Annotated in this window: 11 protein-coding genes; 6 read left to right on the top strand and 5 right to left on the bottom strand. The window is 45.2% G+C overall.

What is annotated here, in order from left to right; all coding sequences use genetic code 11:
- From VN105_RS23400 to VN105_RS23375, 6 genes are all read left to right on the top strand, one after another.
- On the top strand, positions 1-254 hold a 254-nt coding region (locus VN105_RS23400; protein WP_325644776.1), incomplete at its 5' end, for a nuclear transport factor 2 family protein.
- Positions 255-266: 12 nt separating this feature from the next.
- Positions 267-677, top strand: coding sequence for a hypothetical protein (locus tag VN105_RS23395; RefSeq protein ID WP_325644774.1), 411 nt, complete (start codon positions 267-269; stop codon positions 675-677).
- Between the two features lie 12 nt (positions 678-689).
- Entirely contained in the window at positions 690-1,376 is a 687-nt protein-coding gene (locus VN105_RS23390; protein WP_325644772.1) for an NUDIX hydrolase, read from the top strand.
- A gap of 185 nt (positions 1,377-1,561) precedes the next feature.
- Positions 1,562-2,467 carry a pantoate--beta-alanine ligase gene (locus tag VN105_RS23385; RefSeq protein WP_325644770.1) on the top strand — a complete coding sequence of 302 codons (906 nt, stop codon included), beginning with the start codon at positions 1,562-1,564 and terminating at the stop codon, positions 2,465-2,467.
- 17 nt (positions 2,468-2,484) lie between these two features.
- Positions 2,485-3,900, top strand: coding sequence for a nicotinate phosphoribosyltransferase (locus tag VN105_RS23380; RefSeq protein ID WP_325644768.1), 1,416 nt, complete (start codon positions 2,485-2,487; stop codon positions 3,898-3,900).
- A 124-nt stretch (positions 3,901-4,024) separates the two neighbouring features.
- On the top strand, positions 4,025-5,611 hold the full coding sequence (locus VN105_RS23375) for a transferase (protein WP_325644766.1): 1,587 nt from the start codon (positions 4,025-4,027) through the stop codon (positions 5,609-5,611).
- A 311-nt stretch (positions 5,612-5,922) separates the two neighbouring features.
- Here VN105_RS23375 and VN105_RS23370 read toward each other — a convergent pair whose 3' ends face one another.
- From VN105_RS23370 to VN105_RS23350, 5 genes are read right to left on the bottom strand one after another with little or no spacing between them, the layout of a single operon-like run.
- Entirely contained in the window at positions 5,923-9,105 is a 3,183-nt protein-coding gene (locus tag VN105_RS23370) for an efflux RND transporter permease subunit (RefSeq protein ID WP_325644764.1), read from the bottom strand.
- 40 nt (positions 9,106-9,145) lie between these two features.
- Positions 9,146-10,216, bottom strand: coding sequence for an efflux RND transporter periplasmic adaptor subunit (locus tag VN105_RS23365; RefSeq protein ID WP_325644763.1), 1,071 nt, complete (start codon positions 10,214-10,216; stop codon positions 9,146-9,148).
- A gap of 45 nt (positions 10,217-10,261) precedes the next feature.
- Positions 10,262-11,617, bottom strand: coding sequence for a TolC family protein (locus tag VN105_RS23360; RefSeq protein ID WP_325644761.1), 1,356 nt, complete (start codon positions 11,615-11,617; stop codon positions 10,262-10,264).
- A gap of 26 nt (positions 11,618-11,643) precedes the next feature.
- The gene (locus tag VN105_RS23355; RefSeq protein WP_325644759.1) at positions 11,644-12,258 is read right to left on the bottom strand and encodes a TetR/AcrR family transcriptional regulator; all 615 of its coding nucleotides are present in this window, start codon (positions 12,256-12,258) and stop codon (positions 11,644-11,646) included.
- 9 nt (positions 12,259-12,267) lie between these two features.
- The gene (locus VN105_RS23350; protein ID WP_325644757.1) at positions 12,268-12,873 is read right to left on the bottom strand and encodes a TetR/AcrR family transcriptional regulator; all 606 of its coding nucleotides are present in this window, start codon (positions 12,871-12,873) and stop codon (positions 12,268-12,270) included.
- Between the last annotated feature and the right edge of the window lie 160 nt (positions 12,874-13,033).

Raw genomic sequence — 13,033 nt, 5'->3', positions numbered from 1 at the left:
AACGGAACTTTGACATCATGCTGGAAAGCATGGTCACCAATAAAATAATTTTGAAAGCGCAGCATTTCAGTGTACTGAAAGTGGTAGAGTCGGGGAGTACCCTGGTGGTAGAAGCCAAATGGACAGGGGAAATAGGTGTAGATGCAGGACAGTTCCGGCGCGGACAAATAATGAAAGCATTCATTTGCACTATCATAGAATTTCGCGACGGGAAAATTTACCGGCAGCGCAACTATGATTGTTATGAACATTAAAGCTATGAGATCATGAAAAAAATATTATCACTCCTGGGCATTTCCCTGTTACTGTTTGCGTGTAACCATACCCGTAATGACGAACGCAATACCGACAGATCGGCTTACGACATTATTACTGAAAAATGCTACGTGTACCGCGAATTTAAACCAGTATCCAATCCACTAACCGATTCCGTACTGCAACTGAGAAAAGAGCTGACCGATTACCTCGACCAGCACCAGTATAAAAGACATATGGCAGGAAAGGACAGCCTCCTTTTCCGTCGCGAAAACGGCCAGGAAGTGATTATAGAGCTGCCAACGCCACAGGATATCTGGGAACAAAGCACCATCATCGTTTTTGATCCCGTGAAAAATCCTTTGTTCGTAAATTTACACAAAGGCACCGCCCAACTGGAACATTATATTCAAGCAAAATAATCAGATAAGAGTTTGCCGATCATACAAAACATCAGACTAACTGTAGATGCAGTGGTATTTGGATATATTCCAAAAGAAGGCATTGTGGTACTGCTGATCAAGCGCACCATAGAGCCCTACCTGCACAGCTGGGCCCTGCCCGGTGGCTTTGTGCTGGATGATGAAGCGCTGGAAAAAGCCGTTACCCGCGAACTGCTCACCGAAGCCGGTGTAAATATCAATTACCTTGAACAGCTGTATACTTTCGGGCTGCCCGGCCGCGATCCGCGCGGAAGGGTAGTATCTATCGCTTATTTCGGCCTGGTGAATCCGACTAATTTCAAACTCGCCGCCAGTTCTGATGCTGAAGACGCCAAATGGTTCAATATAAAAGATCTGCCCACACTGGCCTTTGATCATGCTACAATTATTGATATCGCTGTACAACGCCTCCGCAGTAAAATCCGTTATGAACCTATTGGGTTTGAACTGCTGGACAACAAATTTCCCATCGCGGACCTGGAAAAACTCTACGAAACACTGCTGGACCGGCCTATCGACCGGCGTAACTTCCAGAAGAAGATCAATCATCTGGGGATACTGATTGCACATAACGAAAAGCAAAAACAGGTATCGCAGGGAAGACCTGCAAAACTGTTCAGCTTCGATGAAGCCCGGTATTTTAAACTGAAGAAAGAAGGAATGACGTTTGAGATATAAGCGCGGCATTGTAGAACCATGCCCGTTTATTACAGCTGGAGGGCTGTTCAGCGTATTACCGGAGCTATTGTGTTTCAAAACTGCATAAGCCAGTTTTTTATTTTGTGTATTTTTTACAAGAAATATTTTGGAAATCCGAAAAGGGTTTCTATATTTGTGTAACAATTACACAAAATAGCTCGAACATGCAAAACACAAAGCCCACAGGAGTTATTATCGCCAGGTTCCAAACACCTTCCCTTCATGAAGGTCACCTGGAACTTATCCGCCAGGTGAAACAAAAGCACAACCGTGTAATCATTATACTTGGCGTTAGCCCCGTAAGAGGCAGCCGTAAAAATCCGCTGGATTATTATACCCGCGAGCGGATGATCAAACAACAGTTTCCCGAAATCATTGTACTTCCCCTGAGCGATCAGAAAAGTGATACCGTATGGTCACAAAAACTGGATGAGCTGCTTCACAGTAATTTTCCCCATGAAACCTTTTTATTGTACGGCAGCCGTAACAGCTTTATGGATACCTATTCCGGCAAATTTAAAACGGAAGCCCTCCCTCCGGTGCAGGATTATAATGCCACCGCCATGCGGGAAGCCATATCCGATAAAGTGTTTGATACAGAAGAATTTCGTGCCGGGATCATTTATAATACCTATAATCTTTTTCCCTCTGTATATGCTACCGTAGATATCGCACTTTTCAGGAATAATAAAACCGAATTGCTGCTGGGCCGTAAACCCAATGAAAATGTATGGCGCCTGCCCGGCGGATTTTCCGATCCAACAGACGATAACTTCGAAATGGCCGCCGCCAGGGAATTACAGGAGGAATGCGGTACTGTGGAAACAGGCCCTATGCAATATGTAGCTTCCCTGAGAGTAAACGACTGGCGCTACCGCAGCGAAGTGAATAAAATTATTACCACCCTGTTCAGCACCGATCTGTTGTATGGCGAGCCCGCTGCAGGCGATGATCTGCAGGAAGTACGCTGGATAACGGTAACAAATATACCCAATTTAATCGCCAAAGGTGAAATCAATGATACCCACATTCCCCTGCTGGCAAAACTGACGGAAAAATATATTGACTAAGACTAAAATACTGAAACATGACAAAGGAAAATCTTATCCTCCTGGCCGATGCTTATAAATACTCCCACCATAAACTGTACATCCCCGGCACCCAATTTATTTACTCCTACCTGGAAAGCAGGGGCGGCAAATTTGACGAAACCGTGTTTTACGGACTACAATATTTCCTGAAAGAATACCTGAGCGGAGTAGTGTTCACTAAAGAAAAGCTGGACGAAGCTGAAACCGTGCTCACAGAAGTATTTGGCAGGAAAGATGTATTTGACCGCAGCCGCTTCGAATATATCATTGATAAATATGGTGGTAAACTCCCTGTACGCATCAAAGCAGTTGCAGAAGGTACGGTAGTGCCTGTACGAAATGTACTGATGACCATTGAAAATACCGACCCTGAATGTTTCTGGCTCACCAACTTCCTCGAAACATTACTGATGCAGGTATGGTACCCCTGCACCGTAGCTTCTGTATCCAGGGAAATAAAGAAAGTAGTAAAGAAATATTATGACGAAACGGCCAGCCCGGCTGCCTTTGCAGGGATCGACTTTGTACTGAACGACTTTGGCTTCCGTGGCGCCAGCTCTGTGGAAAGCGCCGGCATAGGTGGAAGCGCCCACCTGGTAAGCTTTTCAGGCAGCGATACCATTCCCGGTTCCGTATTTGCAAAAAAATATTACAATGCACCTGCTGCACCCGGTTTATCTATCCCCGCTACAGAACACTCTGTAGTAACCCTTCTCGGGGAAGAAGGTGAACTGGAAATATTCAAACATATACTGGATAGTTATCCTACCGGTACCATTGCCTGCGTATCAGACTCCTACAATATTTTCAGGGCATGTGAAGAATACTGGGGTACCGCTTTAAAAGAACAGATCCTGAAAAGAGATGGTACTCTAGTGATCCGCCCCGACAGCGGCGACCCGGTGCAAACACTGCTCCGCATCTTTACCATCCTGATGGATAAATTCGGTTACACCACCAACGAAAAAGGATATAAAATACTCCCTCCGCAGGTACGGGTGATCCAGGGCGACGGCATCAGCTATTCCTCTATTCCCGGTATATTTGAAGCATTAAAGCAGGCCGGCATCAGCGCAGAGAACCTGGTATTAGGCATGGGCGGCGCCTTACTGCAACGTGTAAACCGCGACACCCAGGAATTTGCCCTTAAGTGCGCTTACGCTGTTGTAAACGGGGAATCTATCAACGTACAAAAAATGCCCGTGGAGCTGGACGCTACCGGCCATTTGCGTACTTCTTTCAAAAAATCCAAAGCCGGGAAACTCAGGCTTATAAAAGATAATAACACCTTCAAAACTGTAACTGAAGGAGAAGCGCCAGCATCTGCGGATCTTTTACATACCGTATTCGAAAATGGTGAAGTAACGCTTGGTTACACTTTCGATGAGGTGCGGAAAACGGCAGCACTGTAAATTATTCTTATTTCTTCCAACCATGTTTACCTCAGAGAGGGTGTATCTGAAACCTACGATACACCCTCTGTTATTTTTGATTAACCTGCATACAAAAAATCAACGCATTCCTTAACTTCATGTTATGTATTTACTCATACCCGGCCGGCATCACCTGCTCACAGATTTTCAGTTCAAATACCTGAACCGCCTGATCAAATGTAAACTGGAAGGCGAAAAAGACGTATATGGCCAACCGTTAGCCACACAGGAAATAGAAGGCGTGATTTTCGCCGTTACGTCCGCCAACCACCTCGGCACCAAAAGAAACCCCGTACCATTCTATCTCCGGGCTATGATCATCCAGGAATTTTCCAACTCCCTGGATGTTCCGGTGTATGTATACGGTATCGATGATGTAGGCGTGATCAATGATTTTACGGAATATACAGTAAAAACAATCCGGCATTCCAGTGAAGGTATTCACTCCATCAGCCCGGCCAATACCCTCGTTATTTGCTCCACAGCCGTTAAAGACATGTACATAAAACATGGCTTCAATATACTGCCTGCAGAATGGGACCCCGTAAGCAACCAGTTCACACAACCCATGCCCTGGGATGTGGTAAAACTGGTTGCACAAGCCGGCAACTGGCGCAAAAACAAAACTATCCTGGACCAGATGCACCCGGCATCTTTTAAAATATGGTCGCTGTACAATGTAGGGGAGAAGGTGCAGCAAATTCTGAAAGACCCCATCATTGGGGCCGACGGTGATCTTACTGCTACCCGCGATTACAACGTATATGTAAAACAAATGGACGACATCGCCGCCCAGAAATACCGTGAAACGGCGCCTTATATACAACCCGGCAATATCGGCGATATTGGCTGTGCAGCGGGTTCATGGATTAAAATGGCCTGCGAAGATGATCGCCTGCATGAATGCGACTTCTACGGGATAGAAGTATCCCGGCACCTGTATGATATCTGTCTCCAAAGAAAACACAATGGCGAATTTGCCAACCCATCTGTTTTCTTTTCACAAAAAAATGCAGTAACCAGCCTCGTATTTGAAGCAGGCAGCATGAATACCATTCATACTTCCTCGCTCACCCATGAAATAGAATCCTACGGCAGCCGGGAAGACCTGGTAGCGTTTATACGCAACCGTTATAATGAACTGGTACCCGGCGGTGTATGGATTAACCGCGATGTAGTAGGCCCGGAAAATAAAGAAGAAATTATCCTGCTCTGGCTCAACAAAGCCGATGGCGAAAATGATATAACATTGCCCGAAAATGCCACTACGCAGGAATTAGCCACATGGCTGGGGAAACTGTCTACTATGGCGCTGTTCAAACAATTTGCGAAAGACTTCCGCCGGCAGGAAGGATTTCAACTGCCCTACGAATGGGTAACTATTGAAGGACAAACCTATGCACAGTTATCTATGCAAAATGCGTGTGAATTTCTTTTCAAAAAAGATTATCATGATAACTGGCTGAGTGAAATGCATGAAACGTTTTGCTTCTGGAACTATGACGACTGGAAAGCCGCTCTCGAAGAAGCCGGCTTGCGGCTGGATAACCTGTCTGCCACCTGGCGTAATGAATGGATTGTAAATAACAGGCTGGAAGGTAAGGTACAATTGATGCGCCCGTGCAAAAATGGTGTACCCTTACCTATCCCTTTTCCTGTTTCGCATATGCTGCTTTTAGCAAGAAAATGATCTGTCACCGGGAAGTGGCTGTAAATCGCTTCCCGGTACCTCTCATAATCCATACTCTTTTCAGTGGAATTATTTTCAATTGATTATGCGGCAGCTGTAATCCGGACGTAGCATGGAGATGTCAACAATAACACAAACGGGGGAATATACTTTCTCATAAATGTATTTGCCGCAAATATAATCCGCAGAAAAAGAAACAGGAATGTGAAAAGGAAAGATTTTCTTGTTAATATCAAAGAAAAAGAAAGCCGGAGTATGATTACTCCGGCTATTACCTAAACCTACAACTGTTACACTGTTAGTAACATATCTTAATTCACATGAATTTCATTTAAAGGCACTTCTTCATAAGAAGCCACCATACGCTGCCTGATGTAACGTTTGGTAGATAATTTACCAATTCCCAGTTTCGCCATACCCATATCTACGATCATATATACCACCGGCACCACAATCAGGGTAAGAAACATGGAACTCATCAGGCCCCCGATGATCACCCACGCCAGGCCATTTTTAGTAGAGGCCACACCACCTGTTGCCAATGCAATAGGTAGCATACCAATTACCATCGCAATGGTGGTCATCAGGATAGGGCGCAAACGCGCATGGTTGGCATGGATCAACGCCTGATAAGTACTTTGTCCCTGCTCTTTCATCTGGTTGGTAAAATCTACCAGGATGATCGCATTCTTCGCCACCAGGCCGATCAGCATGATCATACCCAATATGGTAAAGATGTTCAGCGTATTATTAGTAAGCGCCAATGCCAGTAATGCACCAATAATAGCCAGCGGAATAGAGAACAATACCACGAAAGGATAGATGTAGTTGTCGTACAACGCCACCATAATGAGGTATACCAGTACGATAGAGATCAGCAACGCCGCACCCATGGTACCAAAGGAATCACCCTGGTTTTCAGCATCACCGCCAAACAGGTAGCTGATACCGGCAGGCTTATCCATTTTTGCCAGTTTATCCTGGAACTCCTGTGTAACCGTACCGGATGGCCGGCCCATTACCTGTGCCTGTACAGATACGGAAGTATTTTTATCCCTTCTTTCCAGGTGGCTGGGGCCGGAGCCTTCCGTCACCGCAGCAAACTGCGACAGCTTAATCAGCTGGCCTTTGTCATTAATGAACTGTATATTGGAAACGTCTTCGAGATTCTTACGGTTGAAATCATCAAAACGGATGTTGATGTCGTACTCGTAATCGCCCTGGCGGAACTTAACCTTAGAGTCATCGGCAGTACCACTGAAAGCCGTTTGCATGGTACCTCCCACGGCATCAAGTGTGAGGCCCAGTGCAGCCATCTTATCCCTGTCTACCTGCACATTAATTTCCGGATTACCGTCTTCTACAGACAGTTTTACTTCTGTAGCCCCACTGATGGTTTTGAGGGTATCCATTGCTCTTTTGGCGTAATTCATTACACTGTCGAGCTCCGTTCCCATTACTACCAGCTCCACGGGCGCACGCTCTGCGGTACCCAGGATACTCACGTCGGTGGTTTTTACTTTTACGCCAGGTAGAATACCTTTCAGTTCTTTCTTGATCTTGGCGGCGTAAATATCGGAAGCATCCGCACGGTGTTCAGGGTCTACCAGCATCACGGTGATCTCCGATTTATAAGCGGTAGATTGTGAGTTACCAAAACCATCTTCACTGGTTTGACCAACCGTAGTGATCAAACGGTTAATTTCCTTTTTCTTGTTAAGATATTTTTCTGCAGTACGGGTAGCCAGGTTGGTTTGTTCTACAGATGCGTCTTTCGGCATTTCCAGCATTACGATGAACTGGCCGCGATCACCTTTAGGAATAAACTCCCCACCGATATAACCTTTGCCTACCAGCATAAAGGAGGCAATCAATAAAACAACCGCCACCGCAATGGTAATTCTTTTATGACCCAACGCCCATTTCAGGATTCCTGTCATCCAGTTGGTGAATTGCTGCAGCTGCGCCTCAAACCAGAGAATAAATTTCTCAAAAATGTTCTTACCGGTGATATGCTCCAGCTTACCAAAGCGGGACGACAACAACGGTACAATCATAAACGACGACAGTAAACTGAGCATCGTGGAAATCATTACCACCACGCAGAACTCACGAAGGATCTTTGATACCAGCTCATTGGTTAACGAGATGGGCAGGAACACCACTACAATTACCAATGTGATGGAAGTAACGGTGAAGCCTATCTCTTTAACTCCATCAAATGCAGCACGGACACGGTTCTTACCCATTTCCATATGCCGGTAAATATTCTCCAGTACCACAATGGCGTCATCCACAAGAATACCTACCACCAGCGACAAACCTAACAGCGACATGAGGTTGAGCGAGAAGCCCATTAATTTCATACCGATGAAGGTAGCGATAAGGGAAGCCGGGATGGATATCATTACAAACAATGCACTGCGGATGCTGTGCAGGAACAACAGCATTACAACCGCCACCAGCGCTACCGCGAGGATAAGGTCATGTATTACCGAGTCGGCAGATTCCAGTGTAAAATCGGAGGAATCATTTGCTACCAGCATCTTCAGGTCATTGGCCGCATAATCTTTTTCAATTTTGCTGATGGTTTTCTTCATTTCCTCGCTCACGGTTACCGCGTTGGCATCCGTTTGTTTCTGTACCTGCAGAGCAATGGCGCTTACACCATCTACCCGGGCAATACGTTCTGCATCTTTCTGGGCATCCTGTACATCCGCTACATCCGTTAACCGCACCTGTGTGCCGTCTTCTGTTGTTTTCAGCACCAGGTTACGCAGCTGGTCTACATTCTTATACTTACCTGCCAAACGGATCAGGATCTGCTCATTGGCAGTTTTCACCTTACCGGTAGGGAAGTCGAGGTTGGCATTGGTAATGATCTGCCGAAGTTGCAGTACAGACATATTGAAAGCCTGTAACTTCTTCGGATCTACGTTTACCTGTATTTCACGTTCCTGGCCACCAATCAGTGAAACCTGGGCCACACCCGGTAACCGCGACAGTAAAGGCTGCAGTTTTTTATCTACCAGGTCATAGAACTGCCTGTCGTCCATTTTTGCGGTGGCAGACAGCGTCATGATAGGAAGATCATCCAGGGAGAATTTATTGAGTGATGGCGGCTTGGCATCGCCTGGCAGATCAGCCAGGATCGCATTTACCTTACGCTGTGCGTCCTGCAGCGCAATATCCACATCTGCATCACTGTTCAGCTCAACAGTAATAACAGAAAGACTTTCAGATGATTTGGAAATGATCTTTTTGATCTTTTCCATAGATGCCACCGCATCTTCAATCTTCTTGGTAATGGTACTTTCCACCTCGTTGGGGGAGGCGCCCGGATACACCGTAGAAATGGTTACCATTGGGGAACTAAACTTCGGCAGCAGCTCATAGTTCAGCGATTTATAGCTCATCACGCCCAGGAGAGTGAGGATGGTGAATACCACCACCACGATCGTGGGTCGCTTAATTGATACTTCGGTAATCTTCATGTTGCAAAAATTTGGTCAAACACCAGATACATTTCCCTGCTTACTTTTTATCATTCTGAACCGTTACAGCAGCTCCTTCAGTCAGGTTAATCTGACCGCTGGTGATCACGGTTTCTCCTTCTTTCAGTCCTTCGCGTATTTCCACCTTATCACCAACAATGCGGCCGGCTACCACTTTACGTTTCTTTGCCACATTGCCTTCCATTACGTATACAGTATTACTGTTTACACCACCTACAAATGCAGTACGTGCAATGAAAATTGTTTCAGTAGCATTCGGATCCACGAAGTGCGCAGTGCCGTACATACCGGCTTTCAGGTCTTTGCCTTCAATATTGTTCACTTCCATTTCTACCGGGTAGTTGAGGGAGTTATCGCCTTTTGCCGCTATAAAGGTGATAGTACCTTCGTATTGTGTTTCAGGGAATACATTGGAAGTAACCTGTACTTTCTGGCCTTTTTTGAGTGTTACTACCTGTCCTTCCGGTACAGATACCGCCAGTTTCAGCCTGGATACATCTACGATGTCGAACATTTTGTTGCCTACAGAAAGGTAAGCGCCCTGTTCTATATATTTTTTATTGATGATTCCGGAGATAGGAGCTTTCACGTAAGTATCGCTTACCCGGCGGCTGGCGGCCTCATAGCGCGTTTTTGCGATATCATACTGCAGGCGTGCATCATCCATTTGTTTCTGGGTAACGCCTCCGGTTTTGAAAGCGCTTTCATATCTTTCTTTATCTACCTTCAGCTGGTCGAGATTCGCTTTTGCAGATTCGAGGTCGGTGTTGAGCAGCTGACCATCAATATAGGCAATGGGTTGGCCCTGTTTTACCATGCTGCCTTCATCCACCAGCAGTTTGGTAATACGGCCGGCGGTTTCCGCGAGGTACGACAATTCACGCACCGGTGCGAAGTTACCGTTGGCCAGGAATCCCTGGGAAAAATCATTGCGGGATACTTTCTGTACCAGCACCGGGATGTCGCCGATATTGCTTTGTTTTACAAATTCTGTTTTAGCCTCATTCGCTTTTTTGTTGGCGTTGAGTTTCCACATGATCAGTACTACTGCACCTATTGTCACCAGTCCCCAGATTATAAACTTTTTCATCTGCAAAATAGTTTGTGTGTTCTATCCTTATTTTCGTTTATACGTTTAGTTTAGGAGGTCTTTTAAACTTCCTTTGCTTTTTATTATCTCCAGCTCTGCCAGCTTGTATTGCAGCAGGGCTTCGTTGTAGCTGTTTTGCGCATCTGCCAGGGATGTTTCTGCATTCAGCAGATCCGTTAAACCAGCCAGGCCGAGTTTGTAATTATTCTGTGTGGAATAATACACCTCGTTGGCGAGGTCCATATTTTCCTTTTGTGTGGTGATGGTAGATAAATTACTACGTATCAACAGCTTGGCATTTTCATAATCTGTGTTGAGGGTAAGCTCGGTGTCTTCCAGTTGTTTACCCAGCTGACGCAGGGTTACATTGGCCTGGCTTACTTTGGAGCGGCGGCCAAAACCATCGAAGATGGGCACTTTCAGCGATACGCCTATGGCTGCGGCGCCAAACCAGCTGGTGGAATTGGAAGGATCTTTTGAGAAAGCCCATTGCTGGCTCATCCCGTTATAGGAATATCTTCCGAACAGCGACAATGACGGGTAATTTTCCGCCTGGTAAGCTTTTTTCTGGAACAATTGCAGCTCCTCCTGTTTCTTCAGTAACCTGTATTCCGTTCTGTTCGCAAGGTTCATATCATCGTACTGTAACACGCCGGCGGCTTTGGTTTCAATGTCTTTCAATGAAGCCGGCGGCAGCAGGAAAGTAGACTGAAGCGGCATACCCATTACCTTTTTCAGGTTGTTGGTTTGCGTGGCGTATTGGTTGAGCAACTGCGTGCGTTGCGTCATATTATTGATGAGGTTCACTTTGATACGATCGAGGTCAATTTTCTTTGCCAGGCCATTATCAAACTGTGATTTGGTGGCGCTTACCAGCTGTGTAAGCTTTTCGATATTACTATTGATAGTGAGGATCTTTTCCTGTGTTACCAGCAGCTGGTAATAAAGTTGCGATACATTATAGATCACATTTTCAACAGATTGTTCTGTTTGTATCTTATAATATTCTTCTCCTGCCTTAGATGCTTTCAGGCCGGTGAATACTGCCTGGTTAAAGATCTGCTGACTAAGTTCTGCGCCTACCGTAGCATTATACTTTACCCCGAAAGCAACCAGTATAGAACTGTCCGGCTTACCAAATACGGCACCGGGGATGAGCGATTTCTGCAGCATCAGGTTATCTGTATAAGAGGCATTACCGTTTAGTTGAGGCAGGGCCTGGGAGCGGACTTCCTGGGTTTTGAATTTCCCCATTTCTTCGTCCATTTTGGTTTTAGCCAATTGTTTATTATTGTTCAAGGCAAACTTTAGCGCTTCCTGTGAGGTTAGCTGCGTTTGGGCATAGCCATTATATACCCCTATCCCCATGAGGAGGACAAGCGTTAACTTTAATCGCTTCATAAAATAAATCTGTTAGCGTAGTAGTTTTATTCTTCTTCTTTTATTTGCAGGTACTGGTTTACCAGTTTATGTCCCCGGATAGTGGCGATGCCCAGTATAAAGTGGGCGGTTACCTGTTCCATTACCTCGTGCATTTCATAGTGATCTGCGGGGTATTGTTCCGGGTCGAAAGCTGCCTCCAGCTGCAGCTGGCGCATGCGTGCTACAATATCGATATGAAGGTTCTGGCGGTATAGGCCTTCCGCCATTCCTCTTTCTAAATTTTTTTTGATGTTACAGAGCATGTTGTCCGACTTAAAACTCTCAATACTGCGCCAGGTATCCGGGTGGTATTTCTGGATTTCATGCAGCATTACCGGGTTCAGTGTTTTAGCCATATTGGTAACGTACTTCATGTTACGCACCAGCTCTTCAATAGCATTGGCTGTGGTTTGCAAACATTCATGGAAGTAGTTAATATGGTTTGTCAGCAATTGCTGCATCCCTTCGTCTATCAGTGCCTGTTTATCCTGAAAATGCTCATACACGGTTTTTTTGGAGATCCCGCAATCGCGGGCAATATCAAACATAGTTACTCCTTTCACACCGTAAGTTCTGAACATTTTCAGCGCTGTTTCCAGTATCCTTTCTCTCACAACCATGATTTCCGTTTATGCTTTTATTCCTTTTATGAAAACTTCGAGTAATTGCTTCTGTTTTTCTATCACCTGGTCCATCATTTCTTCGTCCAGATCCATATCTTCCCGGATATGATCCGGTACTGAAAAGCGCAGTCCCATAGTGGTGAGCACCAGCAGCTCAGCGGTTTGGGCGGGATCCTTTACTTTAAACTCCCCTGATGCAATTCCTGCTTTGATAATAGTGGTGTGAATATCAAATTCCCGTTGCTTTGCTTTCTTCTTTTCCTCAAGAAAAAGCGCTGAGTTATCCTGTAATATTTGAAATATTTCGAGCCGGCAAAATTTGCTGATAAAATCTTTCCGGAGATCAATGATATTATACAAGGCTTTAGCAGCCGATTTCACCTGTATTGCTTCTTTTTCCATTTGCTGGAAATATGCTTCCGCAATTTTTTCCAGTACGGCAATGTGCATTGCTTTTTTATCCGGGAAGTAGTAATACAATGACGCCTTGGAGCAGTGAAGATCATCTGCTATTTCATTCATTGTAGTTTTAGAAGCGCCATAATGAGTAAAACGCTTCAGAGCCGCCTCCAGGATCTTATCCCTCATTTCATCTTTAGCTTCTGTGTGCATTAACTTTTTGACTTTTTTAGTTTCAAGGTCAAAATTAGGGACTTTTTTTGAATTAGTAACTAAAGTTGACCTTTTAACATCCATTTAACTTTTCGAAGAAAAAAGTCAGAAAGTCAGGAATGGGAGGAGGGATCGCCTTCGGCGATTGTCTTTTTTTCAG

The sequence above is a fragment of the Chitinophaga sp. genome, assembly GCF_035564935.1.
Lineage (GTDB): Bacteria > Bacteroidota > Bacteroidia > Chitinophagales > Chitinophagaceae > Chitinophaga.
Note: the sequence above shows the minus strand (reverse complement) of the source record. Positions and strands in the feature narration are given on the sequence as shown.

Bases quoted from the DNA above. Each gene is read 5' to 3' on its own strand.
- VN105_RS23395 (WP_325644774.1), top strand. From the start codon at position 267: ATGAAAAAAATATTATCACTCCTGGGCATTTCCCTGTTACTGTTTGCG.
- VN105_RS23350 (WP_325644757.1), bottom strand. From the start codon at position 12,873: ATGCACACAGAAGCTAAAGATGAAATGAGGGATAAGATCCTGGAGGCG.
- VN105_RS23385 (WP_325644770.1), top strand. From the start codon at position 1,562: ATGCAAAACACAAAGCCCACAGGAGTTATTATCGCCAGGTTCCAAACA.
- VN105_RS23360 (WP_325644761.1), bottom strand. From the start codon at position 11,617: ATGAAGCGATTAAAGTTAACGCTTGTCCTCCTCATGGGGATAGGGGTA.
- VN105_RS23375 (WP_325644766.1), top strand. From the start codon at position 4,025: ATGTATTTACTCATACCCGGCCGGCATCACCTGCTCACAGATTTTCAG.
- VN105_RS23380 (WP_325644768.1), top strand. From the start codon at position 2,485: ATGACAAAGGAAAATCTTATCCTCCTGGCCGATGCTTATAAATACTCC.
- VN105_RS23370 (WP_325644764.1), bottom strand. From the start codon at position 9,105: ATGAAGATTACCGAAGTATCAATTAAGCGACCCACGATCGTGGTGGTG.
- VN105_RS23355 (WP_325644759.1), bottom strand. From the start codon at position 12,258: ATGGTTGTGAGAGAAAGGATACTGGAAACAGCGCTGAAAATGTTCAGA.
- VN105_RS23365 (WP_325644763.1), bottom strand. From the start codon at position 10,216: ATGAAAAAGTTTATAATCTGGGGACTGGTGACAATAGGTGCAGTAGTA.